Below are 19,280 nucleotides of genomic sequence, written 5' to 3'. Positions count from 1 at the left end.
GTTACTGATTGTAACAAAGTTTCTTATAGCATTTTAAATTAAAATCTTAAAGATAAACAACTCAATCCACCATCTAATTTTTTATATTCAGATGTGTCGCAAGTAATAACTCTATAGATTCCTAAATCTTGAACAGCTTTTAGAACATTTGGATATCCTTCAGGAACGATAACTGTTTCATTTACTCAAATGCAATTTGCTGCATAACCTTCTGATGGATCCACAACTATTTGATTAAAATCTTTAAATGTTGGGTAATGTAAAAATTCACCAGAAATTAATAAATTATTATGTTCTAAATAGTTTACACCTGTTTTTAAATGTAACATTTCAGTCATAGGAACTGGAATACATTTTTTACCTACAGTAGCTAAAATATTGTGGAATTGACGGATCCCTTCACGATTTGTTCTTTCTGACATACCTACATAGTATGTATCTCCGACCATCATAACATCACCACCATCTAATGTACCTGGTGATTCAATTTTAAATAAATGATCTTTGTCAAAAAACTTTTCTAAATATGGTAACATTTCATGTTTTTCACCATTACGAGATTCTGCACCTGGATTCGATAAAATTGCTATTTCGCCAGTTACAATAACTGCAGTATCCTCAACAAAACATGAATCTGGGAATTGTTCATTTTTTGGACATATTGTTACATTAACACCACAGCTTTTTAATGCTTCAATATATTTTTCGTGTTGAACTAAAGCAAGGTCATAAATTGGTTTGCCTAGTTCTGGTGCTGATGTAATACCATCAACCATTGAAGACGCAGGGGTTTTAACAATTACGTTTTTAAATTTATTTTTCATTTGTATCATTTTAATTTAACTTATAATGCTCCTTAATTTTTTTGTGTAAGAAGAATTTATAAAATACTCTTACATTATTAGTGTAACATTAATAACAAAAAAAATCTTAATTTTATAACTAATCATAGATGTTGAGTTAATTAAATTAAAACAACTTTTAGTTTACTTTATTAGGTTAAACTTATCATAAAAAATAATTAAATACTAAGTTTTTAGAATAATTAAAAAAAATAAAAAACGCAAAAAGCGTTTTAATAAGTCAACTTGTTGATTTGGCGCGCCCGGCAGGAGTCGAACCCGCAACCTCTTGGGCCGTAACCAAACACTCTGTCCAATTGAGCTACGGGCGCATTTATTGGAGCCACCAACCGGATTCGAACCGGTAATCAAGGTGTTGCAGACCTATGCCTTGGCCGTTTGGCTATGGTGGCAACACTTATTTATTGCTATAATATTATACATCATTTTATTTTTTTATTGTAAAAGATCAAAAATAAAAATATGACGTTAATTTTATTATAGCTACGTCATATTTTTAATTTTTTAAATTATTCAAGTAGTTAGAAAATTAAAACAATATTATTAAATAAAAAAATTAACTGACTAAATTTATAAAATTTAATTAATTTTTTCTAAATCGTTCTTTGTTATTTTTTTATCTAATACAGGTTTTTCGGTTTCTTTATTAGGTTTTGATTTTAATCTTGTAATTACATTTATATTTTTTAGTCTATATTTTATATTTTTTGATTCACCACTATAAAATTCAACCGTTCCATATCAATTATATGTTTTATTTCATTGTATATATTCATGTTTAGAATAATTAAAATTAATTTTCATATGTGGGTAAAATTTTGATTGATATTTATTTGTAACAAATTTTATTGTTGGTTTCGGTGAACTTACTAAATCAATATAGGCATTATTTATTTTTAGAAAACCGGAATCTTTAAATCAATAACCATCACCAATTAAATTAATTATTTCTTGCTTAAAAATTTCTTCTTTAATTTCATCTAAAGTTTTATATAAATTTTCTTTCTTTTTTTCTATCGACTCTAGAATTGTATTATTTCTAGAAAATTCTAATATTTTTCTAGATTCTTTTGTCATTTTTTCGAAATATTGTCATAATTCTTTTTTATATTCTTTTTTTGTTGCATCTATATGACTTTCTATATAATCATATATTTCTGAATAAATTTGAGCATATATTTGAAGAGAACTATTAGATCTAGCTATCTCAGAATTAATTGTTTCAAAACTTTTGTCGTTATCTTTATTATCAAATTCTTGTTGAAAATTATTTTTTTGATATTCAAATTTCTTAATAATTTGCTCATGAGAGTTTTTTAATTCTTCAATAGTTGGACTAGTAATATCAGTAATATTTCTATCTTTTAATTTTTTAATATTTTTTTCTAATTCTTTTTTAAGAATGATGAAATTATTTTTTAAAGTAATATTTTTACTAATTTCTTGATCTAATTTTTGGTTTATTATGTTATATTTTTTTGATAATTCTGTGTTATCTTTAATTTTAAGAGCATCTTCTATTTCGAATTCGTAATTTTCTCTGTTATATTTCTTAAAAGATTCAATTTTATTTTTTAACTGTTTAAATTCAAAAACTAATGATATTCTTTCATTTATTCAATCTATAATTTCTTTTGACTTTCTATTGTTTTGTTCTAATTTATCATGATTAATAATATTATTAAATTTAGAATTTATTTTGTTAAATAGTGATTCAAATTTGTCTAAATCTCTTGCAACTTTAATTTTATTTTCAATTAGTTTATCTATATCAATAAAATCAGATCCAGGACTATTAATTATATTTAATTTTATATCCTCAAAATAAGCAGGCATTTTGTCAGTAAAATTATTAAACTTACGTTTTATCCCTTCATTATTAAGTCAAGAATTTTTTTCTTTTAGTCTATTAATTGTATCTTGGGTATTTTTAATATTATTATCTATTAACGGTTGAAAATCATCTATAACATTTTTTATTTTCGAATTATTTCCAAATAAATCTAAAATTTCTTGCTTAATTGTTTTTATAAAATCAATTAAATCATCATTTTTTTTCGATTCTTGATCCCAAACGTTAATTTCGTTTTTGATTATATTAATATTAGATGGGTTATCATTTTCTTTTAATTTTTGAGTTAAAAGTTCCTTACCTTTTGAAGTAATAGTGTTTGATAAAGTTATTAAATCTAAAATTTTTTGCTTTTGAGTATTTAAACTCTTAAGATCATTAAATTTTTGTTCAGCTTCTGCTTTTTCATATGTTGTTTTAATTTTATGTTTAAAATCTTCTTTAATTGCATTTGTTAACAAATTAAAATCATTTTCACTGTCGATTTTATTTGTTAAATCTCTTTTAAATTTATTTGTATTAGTTGCCTTTTCTAGTTCTTTTTCAATATCTGATATTTCATTTTTACTTTCAATAGATTGTTTAAAGGCACTTTTTTCAGATTTAGTTAAATATTCTAATCTATCAATTTCAGAAACTCTTTTTTTAGATTTTTCTAAATTATCTAGTTCACGTGCGTTATCAATAATAGGTTGAATTTCTTTTTCTTTTTTGCCTTTAAGTTGATTTTTAAAATTATCTTTTTGTTCTTGTGATAAATTATTTAAATTTTGAATTTCGCTTTTAGCATCAACAACTTTTTTATTTCAATTTGAATATTCTTCAAGCAGACTGTCTACTTTTTCTTTTGTTTCAGATTCTACTAATTTTTTATTAAATTCATTTTTTGTTGTTTCATTTCAAATTTCATTTAAATTTAAATTATTAGCTTCTTTTCCTTTTTTGTAATTATTTAGCTCTTCGGCTTTTTTAAACACTGAAGAAACTCCGTTTTTATTAACTTGTTTATTAATTTCTTCTTCATATTTTCTCTTTTTGTTTTCAGAAATTAAATTTAATTTTTTAATATTATTTATTGTTTCTTTCTTGTGTTTATTTAAATCGTTTTTTTCCTTAGCGTTTTTAAGAATTGTATCTAAATCTTGTTTGTTTTTTGAAGTAGCGATTGAAGACAAAAGTTTCTGCTTATCACTACCTAAATCTTCTAAGGTATCTAATTCTTTTTTAATGCTTTCTTTTTGAGATTTTAATAATAAGTCATCATAAATTTGTTGTGCTGCGGCCTTCGAGATAGCATTTTTAATTTTATTTTCAGCCTCATTTTTTTCTTGAATTTCTAAATTAGAAAGTTTTTTAAGATTGTCAATTAAATTTTGTTTAAAGGAATTAAGTTCTGAAGCATTTTGTTCAATTTTCTTTGTTTCAATTAAATCTGTTTTAGTTTTTAGATCACTAATAAATTTATTTTTATCTATATCACCTAAGAAATTTAATTCTTTTTGTATTCTTTGTTTGATTTGTTTTTTAGATTCTTCTAATTTTGTAAATTCTTCTTGAATTGTTATATATTTTTGTTTATCGATTTCATTAATAAAATCATTTTTTATTTTATCTATATAAGATTCTTCAAATTCTTCTGAATTCTTAATTTTAGAATTAAACAATGTTTCTTTATCGATATTTTTTTGCTCAATTTCTTTAAGGTTAATTTGTATTTGATTTTCAGTTTTTAAATTATCAAATTCTTTTTTAACTAAACTTTTTTCTTTATCTCCAATTCAATTTAATTTATTAACATTTGCTTTAGCTTTTGAAATTAAAACTTTGATTTTTTCGCCTTTTGCTTCGAATAAAATCGCATCGATTTCATCGATGTCAGTTTGTTTATTAATTTGTTCTTCAAATCCAGATTTTTTATCTGACTCATTTTTAAATAATTCTTCAATTTCTTTAATTGCATTCATTTTTTTATTTTCAAGTTCAAAATCTTTTTTAATTTTATCGATTTTTTGGCGATCATTTGCTTGATCTAATAATAAATTAAAACTGTTTTTTTGGTCTTGTGATAAATGTATATTTTCAGAGTTAAGTAAGTTTTTAACTTCGTTTCTATACTTGTTTAATTCAAGTATTTCTTTGGCTTTTTGATTATCTAATTTTATTTTTTTAGAAATATCTTTTAATTCTGTTGGATTTTTAGCGTTATTTATTATTTTTTTAAATTCAGATGTTTGCTCTTCGGTTAAATACTTTGCTAAATTTAAATCATCTAAAACTATTTGTTTTAGTTTGTTTAATGAGTTTTCATTGTTTTGCTTATTTTTATTTTCAATTTCGACAAGTTTATTTTTTGCTTCTTCAAAGTCACTATTTTCAATTTGATTTTTAAGATTTTTAATTTCATTTAAAAGACGCAAATTAGCTTCATTAAATTCATTTTCTAAAGTATCAAAATCTTGGCTTAAATTAATTTTAGATTTAGAATCATTTTCTTTTTGTTCAATATTCAACAAACTTTCGTTAATTTTATTTTTTAAATTTTCTTCTTTTTGTTTTAAAGTTTTTAAAACTTCTTCAGCTTCCAAAATAACTTTTTCTAACTCACTGTTTTTATTTAATAAATCTTCATCTTCGAAGCGTTTAATATAATCTTTTGCATCAATTGCAACTGGCAATGTTTTTTCAAAATCATCGATTAATTTTTTAATTTCAGTTAAAGATAAATTTTCCTTATTTGAATTATCAATTTTTACATTTAATAAATTGATGTGGTTTTCGATTTCCTCAATTTGTCTATCTTTTAATTGTTCTTTTGTTAATCCTTCAGATTCTTTAATTAGTTTTTTAACTTTTTGGTCAGCTTTTTGAACTTTTTGACTAATTTTTACTAAATTATCAATATGATTTTTTGAATCTTTAGCTTGCTTTTTGGCTTCTTCAACTTCTTTTAAAGCATTTTGTAATTCAAGATTAGCTTCGTTTAACCCCGGCACATTAATTATTGATGTACTTTGTAATCTTTGGATAGCTTTTTCCGAGGTTTGTTTCGCATTTTGAACAACGTTGTCTAGATTTTTTATATTTTGATTTAATCTTATTTTTGAAGTTTCAATTTTAGTTTCTAAATTACTAATACTTTGTTTTAAATTATTTAATACCAATTGAATTTTTTCATATTTTAAATAATCTTCCTTGTTTAAAAGGGTAAGTGACTTTTTAAAAATTTCTAGATTTTTTAAGGCGTTTTCAATAGCAATTTTTAAAGTATCAACTGAATTATAATTTTCATCTAAAAGGTTTATTTCATCATTATTTTTTTTAGTTTCTGATTCAATATCTGAAATAATTTTTTTAATTTCTTCATTACTTAATTTATTTAAATTTATAACCAAAGTAGCTGTCGCAGCTACAGTAGTTGTGGTAGCTAAAGCAGCAAACGATTTTATTATTTTTCTTTTAGTTGATTTTTTCATATATATCCTTATATATTTTTTTATAGATTTTAATAACCTAAAAATAGTAATTTTTTTAAATTACTTATAATTTATTTTTTTAATTATTTTTATTTAATTTTATGAGTATTTTCAAAAAAAAAAAAAGAACTTGTTTTTAACAAAAAATGAATAAAAATATAAAAAATAATTAATAAATTATTATAAAAACTTACCTTAATTAAATATAAATAAAAAACAAGCTTGTGGGTTGCTTGTCAATATATTCTAGTTCAAATATATCAATTATTATATTTTAAAAAAATAAAAAAAACGCATTTATGTTCTTTTTTAGAGGTTTTTTCTTAAATTTCAAATTTTAAAAATTCGTTAAATAATAACTTATATTGATTAACATTTAAATTTTCAGGTCTAGTTAATAAATCAATATTGTTTAATTTTAGAACACTAATAATTTTTTCTTTATCGTATTTTTTTAATAGATTATTAACTAGTGTTTTTCTTTTAAATTGAAAACAAAGTTTAACAAAATCTAAAAATTTTTTTAAATCAAAGTCTATTTTGTCAAAAAATTCAATCTTAACAACCATTGAATCAACTTTAGGAGCTGGATTAAAATCACCTGCCTTAGCAATTAAAATTTTAGAAACTTTTGCGATGCTTTGAAGCGATACAGTTAACTTACTATAGTTTTTGGAATTTGGAGATGCTATCAATCTTTCACCAACTTCTTTTTGAACCATAATGACAGCCCTTTTAATAAATAAATAGTTTTCAATTAATTTAAAAATAATTAATGAAGTTATGTTGTAAGGAATGTTACCAATAATAACTTTTTTAAAATCAGAAATTAGGTTAGCTTCTAAAAAGTCCTGATTTAAAAAAACAATATTATTGTTTAGACTTTTATTAATTCATAAATTGTATATTTCTTTATCTAGTTCATAAGCTTCTAGTGTTTTGACTTTTGGAATTAATAAATTAGTAAGGGCTCCTAGTCCTGGACCTATTTCAATTACATTTTCATTAACAACATTACCGGCTTGAACAATTTTTTCTTGTATTTTTTTATTAATTAAAAAATTTTGACCAAAACTTTTTTTTGCTTTTATTTCCATTTTTTTATACTCCGAAAACTTTTTTAATATTATCTCTTACTTGTTTAATAAAAAAATCTTCAGAAATATTTTTTAAATTAGCTATATATTGATATGTATAAGAAACATAAGGGCTAATATTAGGTTTTCCACGCATAGGGGTGGGTGTTAAATATGGTGTATCAGTTTCACAAAAAATTCTATCAATTGGGATTTCTAAAACTGCTTCTTGTAAGGATTTTGCATTTTTAAAAGTAACAACTCCAGATATTGAAAAATAAATATTCTTAAAAGGTAATATTTTTTTTACATATTCTTTATCTCCACTAAATGAATGAAGAACAATTTTTAGATTTTTATATTTATCTTGAGTAATAATTTCAAAAGCATCCTCAAGAGCATCACGAATATGTAGCATTGCGACAATATTATTTTTTTTTGCAACTTCTAGTTGTGACTCAAATGATTCAATTTGAATATTTTTTTTAGGAGAATCATCATAATGATAATCTAAACCTATTTCACCAATCCCGATTACATCGTCAGTTATAATAGATTGAAGAAACTCTCCATCACTTTTTCCGTTTGATAAAGTAGGATGAATACCTATAATTGGGTATAAAAAATTATTATCTTTTTTACAAAGCTCCAAAAGCTCAATACAATCATCTTTAGAAGTACCAACAATAAATAATTTTTCCATATTTTGTTTTTTTCAATCATTAACAACTTCAAAAGGATTATCGTAATATTCTTTAAATGGATGAGTATGAATATCAATATATTTTTTCATTAAATCTCCTTTAAAATAAATAAAAATATTTTTTTAATTTCATTTTTTCAAATATTGGCTTTTGCTAAATAAGAATTTTCTTCTTCAATTAAAATATCTGAAACTATTTTAATTGAAGATATTTTTTTATTTAACTTAATTGCACAATTTACTAAACTACAGATTTCCATGTCAACTAAATCTATATTTTTAAAGTTATTTTCAATAGTTTGAATATCATCTTTTGAAAAAAATTTATCTGCACTTAAAATATTTTTAAAGCTTAAATTGTGTTTTTTAAAAATAAAATTATTTAAATCATTTGATGTTTTGAATAAATATTCATTATTTGGAAGTTGCCCTAATTTATAATTGGGTATAAAAGTTAAATTAACATCAAAAAAATAACATTTTTCAACTAAAAATGCCTTTCCAATTTCATTTTTACACAAAGAACCAACTGGGCCTATATTAATAATATTAGAAACAAAATAATCACTACTTTCTAATTTATTAATAGCATTTGTTAAAGCAAAAGAAGAGTTACTTTTTCCAACACCACAAATTAGTAGTGCATATTCTTTATTTAATTCTTTACTAAAAAAAATAGATAATGTTATGTTATTTATTTCAAATATTTTTTTAACCAATAAATGGCCAAATTTATCATGTTCGATTTCTTCTTTTTCAGCAAATACAAATAATGTTATTTTTTTCATTAAAAACTTCCTTTTATAAATAAATAATAAAAAATTCTTGGTAATCCAAGAACTTATTATAATATGGAAAATTAAGCTACTAAACCGTATTTTTTTAATGTTCTAGCGTTTTTTGCAGTAACTTTTATAGTCTTTTTAGATCCGTTCCCAGTTGAAACGGTTACTTTTTGCAAGTTAAGGTCAAATGTTCTTTTTGAGGTATTTAAAGCATGTGATCTTTTGTTTCCACTTAATGATTTTTGACCTGTTAATCTATCTCTTCCTGGCATTATTTCTCCTTAAATTTTGTAAATAAGTATAGTTAATATTTTATATTAAATTAATTTTTTTATTTTTTTTATTGTTTTTGTTCTATAGCTCGCTTAATAATATAAATTTGATCATCCACTCAAACAGTATCTCCGACTCTTATTTTAGCATTTCTCCCATTTGCAACACGATCATTAATTTTAACAGTGTGAATATTTAGAAAAAATTTAGTCATTCCGCCAGTTCTACATAAATTTATTTTTTTTAAAAACTGGCTTAATTTAATTTCATCTCCAATTATTTCAATTTTCATTAAAAACCTCTTTGTGGTGTAATTAGATGATATAAATTAGGATTTGATTCTGAAGTAATAACAATTCTCATTTTATCAGCAGTAAATGATAATTTAATTTCATCATCAAAACTTTGAATTGCTTCTTTTAAAAATTTTGAATTTAAAGCAAGCTTAAGTTCAATATCTGAATATGAAAATTTTTGAGTTTTTATTTCAGCATTTGCTATTTCTTCGCGGGTTGATGAAATAGTTAAAGTATCTCCTTGAATAAATAATCTTATTTTATTGTAGTTTTCAGTAATAATTACAGAAGCTTTATTTAACAAATTATTCAATTCTTTTTTTGAAATTGTTAAATAATAAGCAAAATTTTTAGGTAATATTTTTGAAACATCTAAATATACTTGATCAACTACTTTTGATTCAATTGTAGTATTATCAATTTCAAATGAAATTTTTTGATCAGATATATTCAAAATAACGTCACCGTTATATTCGAAATTCAAAGCATCCTTTAAATTTTTGGCTAGAATTGAAATATTAAAATTAATATCATTTTCAATTTCAATGACTTCCTCGGTATAACGATATTTATCAGTGGCAACAAATTTTATTTTTTTATTTTGACATGAAATATTAATACACGAAAGAATAATATTAGTCTCTAAGGCTGATGCTGATACAGATACATTTTTAATAATATTTTTTAACTTTTGCCAGTTTACTTTTAGTTGTTCGCCATATTTTGAGAAATCAATAATTGGATATTCAGTGACATTGTATAAATTTAATGAAAATCGATCATTTTCAGTAAGTACTTCTAATGTATTTTCTTCAGATTTTAAGATTATTTCATCATCTAATTTTTTTATTATATTTCTAAATAAAGATAAATCGACTAATATTCTTCCTGGTACAATTATTTCAGCTTCTAATGATGTTGTAATTTCGTGTTTAATACTTATTGCTCCGTTTGAACCAATTAATGTAATTTTATTTCCTTCAGCAATTAAGAAAATACCTTTTAATTCAGGAATAAAAGGATTAGGGTCAATAGCTTTTGAAACCCTTTCTATTGCAAAATCTAATAATAATTTGTTAATTTTTAATTCCATAATGTTTTCCTTAATTTATTAAATTATCTTCTCTAATGTATCTTGAATTTTTTCAATAGCTAACTTTAGTGATGGATTACTTTTCAAATTTGCTTCCATCCAATTTAATGATGCAATAATTGTTGAATGTGCTTGATTACCAACCATTTTTCCAATTTCTTTAAGAGTAAAATTAAAATTCTTTCTTATTAAATAAATAAGCATTTTTCTAGGTATAACCACCTCTTGAACACGAGTACTACTTATTATTTTTTTTCGATCTACAGCATAATATTTACATACAGTTTCAATAACTTTTTCAGGAGTTATATTTTCAACAGCTTTTGTAACATTTTTAAATATATTTTGAATAGTTCTTATATCGTAAGTAAAAAAATCATCGCCATCAGCAAATAGCTTAATTCTACTTATCGCTCCTTCAATCGCTCTAATTGAAGAAGAAAAATTTCTTGCAACATACTTTAAAGACTCTTCTTCTCATAAATTAAAATCAATTCCATTTTCTTTTAATTTGAACTTTAAAATAGAAAGGACATCTTCAAACTGAAGATTATTAATTTCAATTGATAATCCGCCTTCAAATCTTGTTAGAAATCTCTGTTCAAATCCGCCAAGATCACTAGGTTTTTTATCAGCGCAAAATATAATTTGTTTTTTGTTTGCTTTCATTATATTAATAATATTAAAAAGAACATTCAATGTACTTTCTTTGTTACCATATTGTTGAACGTCGTCAAACATTAAACAATCATAAGAAGTTAACTCATCAACTATTTTATTAATTTGCTCTTGATTTTTTAACTTTAGTTGTTCAACTAATCTTCTTGTTAAACTATCAGGATTTATATATAAGCATTTTTTTTCTTTTAATGTTAATTCATTGCCAATAGCATGAAGTAAATGAGTTTTCCCTAAACCGCTACTTGAATAAATAAAAAGTGGATTGTAATTTTCATTATATTCTTCACAAATTTGTTTAGCTGCCTTTAAAGCCATTTTATTAAAATTACTAGTTGCATAATTTTCGAACGTTAAATTACTAGTTACATTAATGTGTTTTTCAAAATTATTATTTTCACCTAATACACTTTTGTTCGGAAGATTTTTTATTTCATCAAGTGAAGAAATAAAATTTAATGTCACTTTTTTTTCTAAAGAATTACTTAGTACTCTTTGAATATCTTGATAAAATCTTAATCTAAAAAACTCAATTAAATATTCAGGTGTCAAAACATATGCATTATTGCCATCTAAACTAACTAACTTAATTTGTGAAAAAAAATTATCATAAACCATTGGAGAACTGGCATTACTTTTTAATTCTTTTTGAAAAATTTCGTTGCTAATGTCTAAATCTAACTCTTTTTCTTGAAATTTCATATTTTGAAATTATATTTTATTATATTTTTATTTAACATTTTTTTAACATAGAATTTTAAATATTGTAAGTTATTAACATTTTACAAACATTAAATAAAAAAATATTTCTACTTGAATTAAGTTGAAAAAGATAAATTTTTTAATTATTGACATTTTAAAAACAAATAACCAAAAAATGTATAAAACTTTTAAAAAAATTTATTTTTTAAACTACATAATTCTGATTAATAATCTTTAATATTTATTAATTTATTAATTAATAACTTGCAATTAATATTTTTTTTGATTTTTTGGTAAAATAATAACAGTATTTTTAATAAACATTAAGCAAAAGGAGATATTCATGAAAAGAACTTATCAACCAAAAAAACGTAAACACATTAAAGTTCACGGTTTTATGGCTAGAATGCAAACTAAAAATGGCCGTAAAGTTTTAGCAGCTAGACGTGCAAAAGGAAGACATAAACTAACTGTATCAGATGAAAAATAATAAATTTTGATACATTTTTTTACATCTTTAAAAATAAATATGAATAAAAAAAATACTGTTAAAAAAAATTGAGAATTTCAAAAAATTCTTAATGGACATAAACAAGTCATTTCAAGAAATTTAATTATTTATTTTAATAAATCTAATTTTTTTAGAGCCGGAATTTCTATACCAAAACAATTTGCAAATGCTGTTGAAAGAAATCATTATAGAAATCAAATTAGAGCAATTCTAAGAAAAATGGATATTAGTAAAATTAATTATGACACCATTATAATAGCTAGAAAAAACTTTTTTACTCTATCATGAGACGAAAAAGTTTTAGCAGTGCATAAAATCTATGAAAGGATAACTGATGGCAAAGAAAAGTAGTTCTAAACATTACAATTCTTTTAGAATTAACCAAAAGCCAGAAAGTAAACAGCCTAAATCTATTTGAAAAAAGGTTTGAAAGTGAATTAAAATAATTTTAATAACCTTAATCATAAGTGTTGGTTTAGTAGGCTGTGTTCAGTCTTTTGCCACAAAATCTGGAACAAAAGTTGGTTCGGGTCAAGAAATATATTCAAAAAGTAGTTATATTTCACCAAATATCGCAACATTAAGATGAAATAAGGAAAAAAATGAATTTTTTGTACCTAATATAAATAAAGATTCTGGTGTTATTGTCAATAGCTATCTTGGGCTTGAAGATGAAAAACAAATTCAAGCTTTAAGAGAACAAGATGCTAAAAACGGTGGTCAATATGGAATTTATGGTGGTTCTTCATTCGCCTTACAACTCCAAAAACAAAAAGATAATAATTCTACACCTCGCCCTAACTCAAAAGAAGATTGAAAAAATATTTCTAATATAAACATTCAAAATGAGGATGGAAAAAGAGGAGTTGTTTATGGTAATGGTAAAAACCACATCTATATCAACTTTGGTGACGAAAAAGGACAAGGTAAAACTAAATTTTATACACCAGTAAATAAAATAAATGACATTTATTTACCTCTTTCAATCAAATTTGAAAATTATAAAAAATATACAAATGTAGAAACAGATCCAAATGCTACTCCTCAATATACATTTGATGCTAAAACAGATTACTCGCATTTAAAGGAATTAAAGTTAGCAAAAGTTTCCTTAAATTCGATTTCAGAATCAAATATTTATAACACTCTTTTAGCAGATATTTTCACAACATTGGTTTCTGAAACGTTCAAAATTTGATCACAAGATACAAATAATAGATCTGGTTTTGCTGATTTAATTTCAACAAAAAATAATATTAGTATTGAGAAATTAAAGAATCTTGATAAAAATGAATTAATTAAAGAATGAAACAAATTTATTTTATCTTATAAAGATTTAATTGGTGCTGATAAAAATCTTTCAGAAGATGAAGGGAAAAAATTAAATAAATTATTTTTATCTACATCTTCAATGATGAAAAACTATGCAACTATGACATCTATTTCTCAAAAAAATTACACTATATTTGATAAAAACTTAGGTAAAGATATTAATTTATTTACTTTTTCGCCAGTTAATGAATTGGGTAATTACAAGCCTGATGCATGAAAAAATAGATTATTATCAGCAGATAGTTTTGTTGCTCAAAAACCAATTAGTACATATAAAGAACATTGACAACAAGGTCCTTTTTATGGATTATTTGTATATCCATTTTCGCAATTTATGAATTCTATTATGAGAAGCTTAAATACAACCGGATGAAGTGTTGTACTTGCTTTAGTTATAACTGTTGTTATCGTTAGAATTATTACATTCTTCTTAACTGCTAAAACTATTTTTAGTGCAGCTAAAATGGAAGAATTAAATCAAAAGAAAGCAAAAATTGATGCCAAATATGAAGCCTACCGTGGCGACAAACAAATGCAACAACGTAAACAAATGGAAATAAGCGAACTTTATAAAAAAGAAAAAATTTCGCCTCTTTCACAACTTATAAATTCATTTATAACATTACCAATTTTAATTGTTGTATTTAGAATTATTTCAACATCGCCCGAAATCAAACAAGCAACTTTATATTCAATTCAATTTTCAGCTACATCAATTTTTAGAATTTTTAAAGTTGGGGAATTACAATATCTACCAATTGTTATCCTTTCTGTAGTAATTCAAATAATTGCTCAATTTATGCCTAAGATATTAAAGTTAAATAAAAAGAAATCTCTACGGGCTGATGCTTATCAAAGAGCAGCAATGAAGAAGTCAAATAAGAAAGCAATTTTAATACCTATTATTTTCGCAATTTTTGGATTATTCTTTAGTGCTGGATTGCAAATTTATTGAATAATAGGTGGTATATTCACAATTGTTCAACATATTATTGTTCATTATATTCAAAAAACAAAATGATACAAAAATAAATTACAACCTTTCTTATTTAAAGCTGATTAAAATAAAAATCTGTAAGTTAACAAACCTACAGATTTTTTTTATATTTTGGTGAATTATAATTTAACATTATTGTTGCTGAAGCAAAAATTGCATATAAAGACACAAACGGAATTATAAAAATAGTTGACAATAAAAATAATATTTCTAATTTTTTATTATTTTGTTTTTTAGCAAACTTGATACCATAATAAGAATTTATAATTAAAGCTAGACAAGAAAAAATAAACAAAATAATAACAAAAATATAAGTAATATTTGAGGTTAATGGTTTTTTATTTTGATAAACAATTAATAAAACACTAATTAATGAAACTAAAAAAATTAAAAATAAAATACCAAATATAAATTGTAAATTTCTATCTTTTCAGCTAAGACTTTTTTTAGAATTATTTTTTTCCATATTTTTTTCCTTAGATTCTTAAATTGTTTTTTAGAATGCTTAATATTATATAATTTAATATATTATATTATTTTTACTAATAAATTAAGTACATTATTTACAATATACTGATACAAATTTATTCAAAAGAAGGTTTTAATGAAAATTAAAGACTATATATCAATTTATTTTTTTAAAACTAAAAAAATAGCTCAAAAATACCGGAAAAATCAAATTGTAACATTACAATTTTTTCAGCGTCATAATGATGTTAAATTATGTGGAATAAATGAAGTTATTGATTTACTAAGAAAAAACACTGATATTTCAAAATACACAATTAGATATCTTGAAGAAGGTTCGATCATTCAAAATCGTGAGGTTGTTTTAGAATTAGAAGGACATTATTATGACTTTGGAATTTGAGAAGGAATTATTGATGGAATTTTAGCTCGCCAAACCTCAATTGCTACAAATGCTTATCACACAATAAAGGCAGCTAATGGCAAAAAAGTTATTAGCATGGCTGATCGTGCTGATCATTATATTAATCAAAAAAATGATGCTTATGCTTTAAAAATTGGAGGCATTATTAATCATTCAACATTAGGTGCTTCTAATCATGATATAAAAAGAACTTTTGGAAGTATGCCGCATGCGCTAATTCAAATGTTTGAAGGAGATATTATAAAAGCTACTCAAGCCTATGCTAAAACATTCCCAAATGATGATTTATATGCTCTAGTTGATTTTCATAATGATGTTATTTCTGATTCACTAGCTTGTTTAAAAGTATTTAAAAATAAATTAAAAGCTGTTAGAATTGATACTTCAAAAGCTTTAATAGATAAAATGTTTAAAGAAGGAGAAGCTGAATATGGCGTTACTCAAAATCAAGTAAAAAGATTAAGAGAAGCACTAGATAAAAACAACGGAAAACATGTTAAAATTGCTGTATCTTCAGGTTTTAATGCAAAAAGAATTAAAGAATTTGAAGAAGATAATACGCCAGTGGATATTTATGGGGTTGGAGCATCGCTTTTAAAAATATGAGTTAATTTTAGTGCTGATGCTACTAAATTAGATAATAAATTAATTGCTAAAGAGGGTCGTGGGTATTTAAAAAATGATAAACTAAAAATATATCAAAACATGGAGGAATAATGGATAAAGAAACTAAAACAAGAATAAAAAAAGATATTGCTTTTAATATTTTTGGATTTTTTATAATATTTTTATTTTTAGCAATTGGTATTATTTTATTTTTAACAGCTTCAAATATTTTTGGTCAGATAAATAAAGGTGGACGTATTGCTTCTTATGTTTTTGGTTCAATATTTATTTTGCTATTTATATTAATTATTATAAAAATATTTTTAATTATAAAGCAAGAAAATAAATATGCAAAAAATGCTGTAGATGTTAACAAAATTTTTTCAGAAATAAGCTTAAGCGAAGAAGAAAAAAATATTAATAATTTATTTTTAAATGACTATAGTTCTGAAATACCAAGTTTAAATATTTACTTTGCAGCATTTGCTGAAATTGAAAATAAACATTACAAAAAAGAAATTGATATTACTTCACCAAAAGTAAGAATGTTAATGCAAAAAATGATAATTGATGGAATTAAAGAATATGGCTTTTTTGACCTTTATTTAGTAATTGATTTTTCAAAAAGTTTAAATAAAAAATTTATATGAAAAGGAGATTTAAAAAAATATAAGATTTATTTTGAATACATAAGAGAAATTTATCACGCTGCTGATGATTATATTTATGAAAAATATATTACTAAGAATTAATTTTAAAGCTCAAAAAAAATTAGATTATCTTTTTAATAAGAAAATCTAATTTTTTTTATTTATTGTCATAGTTTTCTAAAATAGTAATTTCTTTTTCTAAATCTAAAATTATTTGTGGAATTAAATCTTTAGAGCTAATTTGAGCTCCAGAAGCACGATGATGACCTCCGCCACCTCATTTTAGTGCTACGTTACGTACACAAGCCCCAGTTGATCTAAATTCACATCTTATTTGGTTTTTATTTTCCTCAGTAAAGAAAACTCATGCTTTATTTTCATCAATAGAAGCTAAAATAAATGGTCTATTAGCTTTTAAAGGATCATCAATGCCTAATTTTTTTTGATCATCTAAACTAAAGTAAAACGATACAACACCATTTTTAATCTTCATATTTTGTTGAATAAATGTGTTAATTCTAATATCTTCTAAAGATTTTTTAGCCATATTTTCATGCAATAAATCTTTATTTGCGTTTTTTGATCATAATCAAGCTACTAAAAACATTGTTTTTTCATTAGTTAAATTTGTTGTTAATCTTACTGAATCTGTATAAATACCTAAATATAAATAAGTAGCTGCTTCTTTATTAACTTTTCAATTTAAACCGTATGCAATTTCCGCAACTTGTTGAGCAGCTGCTGGTGAATATCTATCTACTCAAACCAACGAAGCATTTAAATCATCGTCATTTGGATGATGATCAATTCTTATAACTTCATCAAAAATATTATTATCTAAATATTCACGACATTCAAGTCTTTCTTTAAAATTAGCATCAACAATAATTGCTAATGAATCTTCTATTTTTTTATTTTCTAATTTATCCATTGGAAAATCTAAATAAGGATAAATTCCCTTAGTATCACCAATTGTATAAACATTTTTATCAGGAAAATTTTCTTTTATTAAATGTTTCATTCCAAATTGTGAACCAAGACAATCACCATCTGGTCTTATATGGTGAAAAATAACAATATTTTTATGATCTTTAATTTTACTTTCAATTTGTTTAAAAATTTCCATTCTTTCATTACTAATTTGTATCATTTTTGATTACTTCCTCTTTAAGATCATTAATTAATGATTTCATATCGTGTTTTGAATAGCATGTTGCTCCAGATGCTACCTCATGACCACCACCAGGTGCATATTTTTCACAAACATTATTAATTCAAATTCCATTTGATCTAACTCTTGCACGAATTGTTCCATTTTTTTGATCAATAAATAAAACTCAAATTTTACAATCACCAATATTTGCTAAAATTCCAACATCACTAGCTTCGTTTTCACTTAATTTAAATTTCTTTTGAATTTTTTTAGTTACATGAAAATATAAAACTTTTCCATCATTTTTATAATTTAATAAAACATAAGCAGCAAATCTAACTTTTCTTTCATCGCGCTTTGAAAGCTCGAAGTTGATATCTCAAACTCTAAAATCATTATTTTGATGCAAATAAGACATAACTTCAAATGTTCTTTGAGCTACATATTCATATTGAAATCTTCCTGAATCTGTATTAATACCTAAATAAGTATATTCAGCGGCTTTTTTTGTAACCTTTCATTTAGCCATCATTGCAATATAACCAACTTGTTCTGCAGAAGCTGCATATGTTGCATCTTCTCATGTATAATCATAGTCGATATCTGGGTCAACTGGGTGATGATCTATTCTTAACATATGTGTAAAATTTTTATCTAAAATATATTGTGCATATTGAATTCTATTTGAAGAATTAGCATCAACAACTACACCTAAAGAATTTTTAAAATGTTCTTTTGGTATCTTATCAAATTCGTCAAAATCTCATGTTAAAAAAGGGAAATTATCATTATTATCTCCTAATACAAAAACATTTTTTTCAGGATAATTAGTTTTAATTAATTCCCTTAAACCAAATTGTGAGCCAAGACAATCTCCATCTGGTCTTATATGGTGAAAAATAAAAATATTTTCATGGGCCTCGATTGCTTTTTTAGCAATCTCTCATGTATTTTTAGCCATTTTTTTCTCCTATTATATTAATATTAATAAAACTTGTTTGGTATTTATTTATAAAAATTATAAATAACTTTTTAAAAGTTAAAATAAATAAAATAAAAAATAAAGCTAAGCTTTAAAAAGTTGCTTTATTTTAAAATAATACTATTACTTTTTAAACACTCTAATTATTGAATGGTTAGAATTAATAAATTGATAACTATAATTTTCTGAATCTAGTAAATCACTAACATAAAACTTTAATGCCCCAACTCCATTACCAACAATAATATCAAAATATTCTAGATATTTATCTTGTTCAAAAGTAAATAATGCATTTAAAACAGTCGCCACAGCTTTTTCGCCTGTTTGCCCATGTAAATCTATTGTAAAAGATGAAAAACTCAT

Annotated in this window: 18 protein-coding genes and 2 tRNA genes; 5 read left to right on the top strand and 15 right to left on the bottom strand. The window is 23.4% G+C overall.

Translation table 4 applies throughout. The features are described 5' to 3' along the window. Nucleotides 1–38 precede the first annotated feature (38 nt). The 11 genes from MCAN360_RS00925 to dnaA form a co-directional block, all read right to left on the bottom strand. A complete protein-coding gene (locus MCAN360_RS00925) occupies nucleotides 39–833 on the bottom strand; it encodes a dimethylarginine dimethylaminohydrolase family protein (protein ID WP_084111370.1) in 795 nt (264 codons plus the stop codon). A gap of 264 nt (nucleotides 834–1,097) precedes the next feature. After that, nucleotides 1,098–1,174 (bottom strand) — tRNA-Arg (locus MCAN360_RS00920). A gap of 6 nt (nucleotides 1,175–1,180) precedes the next feature. Continuing rightward, nucleotides 1,181–1,255, bottom strand: a tRNA-Cys gene (locus MCAN360_RS00915). Nucleotides 1,256–1,442: 187 nt separating this feature from the next. After that, a complete protein-coding gene (locus tag MCAN360_RS05185) occupies nucleotides 1,443–6,188 on the bottom strand; it encodes a GA module-containing protein (RefSeq protein ID WP_045433519.1) in 4,746 nt (1,581 codons plus the stop codon). A 323-nt stretch (nucleotides 6,189–6,511) separates the two neighbouring features. Further along, the gene (gene rsmA / locus MCAN360_RS00905) at nucleotides 6,512–7,285 is read right to left on the bottom strand and encodes a 16S rRNA (adenine(1518)-N(6)/adenine(1519)-N(6))-dimethyltransferase RsmA (RefSeq protein WP_045433516.1); all 774 of its coding nucleotides are present in this window, start codon (nucleotides 7,283–7,285) and stop codon (nucleotides 6,512–6,514) included. Nucleotides 7,286–7,289: 4 nt separating this feature from the next. Beyond that, nucleotides 7,290–8,057 carry a TatD family hydrolase gene (locus MCAN360_RS00900; RefSeq protein WP_045433513.1) on the bottom strand — a complete coding sequence of 256 codons (768 nt, stop codon included), beginning with the start codon at nucleotides 8,055–8,057 and terminating at the stop codon, nucleotides 7,290–7,292. Next, the gene (locus tag MCAN360_RS00895) at nucleotides 8,057–8,755 is read right to left on the bottom strand and encodes a 5'-methylthioadenosine/S-adenosylhomocysteine nucleosidase family protein (protein WP_045433510.1); all 699 of its coding nucleotides are present in this window, start codon (nucleotides 8,753–8,755) and stop codon (nucleotides 8,057–8,059) included. The genes MCAN360_RS00900 and MCAN360_RS00895 overlap by 1 nt, the downstream gene beginning before the upstream one ends. A gap of 71 nt (nucleotides 8,756–8,826) precedes the next feature. Beyond that, nucleotides 8,827–9,024 (bottom strand): 50S ribosomal protein L28, encoded by a 198-nt coding sequence (gene rpmB, locus MCAN360_RS00890; RefSeq protein WP_045433507.1) that lies wholly within the window; start codon nucleotides 9,022–9,024, stop codon nucleotides 8,827–8,829. Between the two features lie 68 nt (nucleotides 9,025–9,092). Further along, on the bottom strand, nucleotides 9,093–9,317 hold the full coding sequence (locus MCAN360_RS00885) for an RNA-binding S4 domain-containing protein (RefSeq protein ID WP_045433504.1): 225 nt from the start codon (nucleotides 9,315–9,317) through the stop codon (nucleotides 9,093–9,095). Continuing rightward, nucleotides 9,317–10,414 (bottom strand): DNA polymerase III subunit beta, encoded by a 1,098-nt coding sequence (dnaN, locus tag MCAN360_RS00880; protein ID WP_045433501.1) that lies wholly within the window; start codon nucleotides 10,412–10,414, stop codon nucleotides 9,317–9,319. Before dnaN ends, MCAN360_RS00885 begins: the two co-directional genes overlap by 1 nt. A gap of 18 nt (nucleotides 10,415–10,432) precedes the next feature. Next, complete coding sequence (gene dnaA, locus MCAN360_RS00875) at nucleotides 10,433–11,794, bottom strand: chromosomal replication initiator protein DnaA (protein WP_045433498.1); 1,362 nt, start codon at nucleotides 11,792–11,794, stop codon at nucleotides 10,433–10,435. A 343-nt stretch (nucleotides 11,795–12,137) separates the two neighbouring features. Between dnaA and rpmH the strand changes: the two genes are divergently transcribed. From rpmH to yidC, 3 genes are read left to right on the top strand one after another with little or no spacing between them, the layout of a single operon-like run. Then, nucleotides 12,138–12,284, top strand: a complete 147-nt coding sequence (gene rpmH / locus MCAN360_RS00870) for a 50S ribosomal protein L34 (RefSeq protein WP_002881399.1) — start codon at nucleotides 12,138–12,140, stop codon at nucleotides 12,282–12,284. Between the two features lie 39 nt (nucleotides 12,285–12,323). After that, nucleotides 12,324–12,656 (top strand): ribonuclease P protein component, encoded by a 333-nt coding sequence (rnpA, locus tag MCAN360_RS05180; protein ID WP_045433493.1) that lies wholly within the window; start codon nucleotides 12,324–12,326, stop codon nucleotides 12,654–12,656. Further along, a complete protein-coding gene (yidC, locus tag MCAN360_RS05175) occupies nucleotides 12,640–14,700 on the top strand; it encodes a membrane protein insertase YidC (protein WP_045433491.1) in 2,061 nt (686 codons plus the stop codon). Before rnpA ends, yidC begins: the two co-directional genes overlap by 17 nt. A gap of 25 nt (nucleotides 14,701–14,725) precedes the next feature. Here the strand turns inward: yidC and MCAN360_RS05170 are convergent, their stop codons facing one another. Beyond that, nucleotides 14,726–15,100 carry a hypothetical protein gene (locus MCAN360_RS05170; RefSeq protein WP_045433488.1) on the bottom strand — a complete coding sequence of 125 codons (375 nt, stop codon included), beginning with the start codon at nucleotides 15,098–15,100 and terminating at the stop codon, nucleotides 14,726–14,728. 138 nt (nucleotides 15,101–15,238) lie between these two features. Here MCAN360_RS05170 and MCAN360_RS05165 point away from each other — a divergent pair, with 138 nt between their 5' ends. Together MCAN360_RS05165 and MCAN360_RS00845 are read left to right on the top strand one after the other, a co-directional pair. Continuing rightward, the gene (locus tag MCAN360_RS05165) at nucleotides 15,239–16,243 is read left to right on the top strand and encodes a nicotinate phosphoribosyltransferase (RefSeq protein ID WP_045433485.1); all 1,005 of its coding nucleotides are present in this window, start codon (nucleotides 15,239–15,241) and stop codon (nucleotides 16,241–16,243) included. Continuing rightward, nucleotides 16,243–16,884 carry a hypothetical protein gene (locus tag MCAN360_RS00845; protein WP_045433482.1) on the top strand — a complete coding sequence of 214 codons (642 nt, stop codon included), beginning with the start codon at nucleotides 16,243–16,245 and terminating at the stop codon, nucleotides 16,882–16,884. The genes MCAN360_RS05165 and MCAN360_RS00845 overlap by 1 nt, the downstream gene beginning before the upstream one ends. 55 nt (nucleotides 16,885–16,939) lie before the next feature. Here MCAN360_RS00845 and nrnA (MCAN360_RS00840) read toward each other — a convergent pair whose 3' ends face one another. The 3 genes from nrnA (MCAN360_RS00840) to MCAN360_RS00830 form a co-directional block, all read right to left on the bottom strand. Further along, a complete protein-coding gene (gene nrnA / locus MCAN360_RS00840) occupies nucleotides 16,940–17,932 on the bottom strand; it encodes a bifunctional oligoribonuclease/PAP phosphatase NrnA (protein ID WP_052461467.1) in 993 nt (330 codons plus the stop codon). Further along, nucleotides 17,919–18,896 (bottom strand): bifunctional oligoribonuclease/PAP phosphatase NrnA, encoded by a 978-nt coding sequence (gene nrnA / locus MCAN360_RS05160; protein WP_045433479.1) that lies wholly within the window; start codon nucleotides 18,894–18,896, stop codon nucleotides 17,919–17,921. Before nrnA (MCAN360_RS05160) ends, nrnA (MCAN360_RS00840) begins: the two co-directional genes overlap by 14 nt. Nucleotides 18,897–19,040: 144 nt before the next feature. After that, nucleotides 19,041–19,280, bottom strand: a complete 240-nt coding sequence (locus MCAN360_RS00830; protein WP_052461466.1) for a Smr/MutS family protein — start codon at nucleotides 19,278–19,280, stop codon at nucleotides 19,041–19,043.

The sequence above is a fragment of the Metamycoplasma canadense genome (genome assembly GCF_000828855.1).
Lineage (GTDB): Bacteria > Bacillota_I > Bacilli_A > Mycoplasmatales > Metamycoplasmataceae > Metamycoplasma > Metamycoplasma canadense.
The sequence above is the reverse complement of the archived record's forward strand: the minus strand, read 5'-3'. Positions and strand labels throughout refer to the sequence as shown.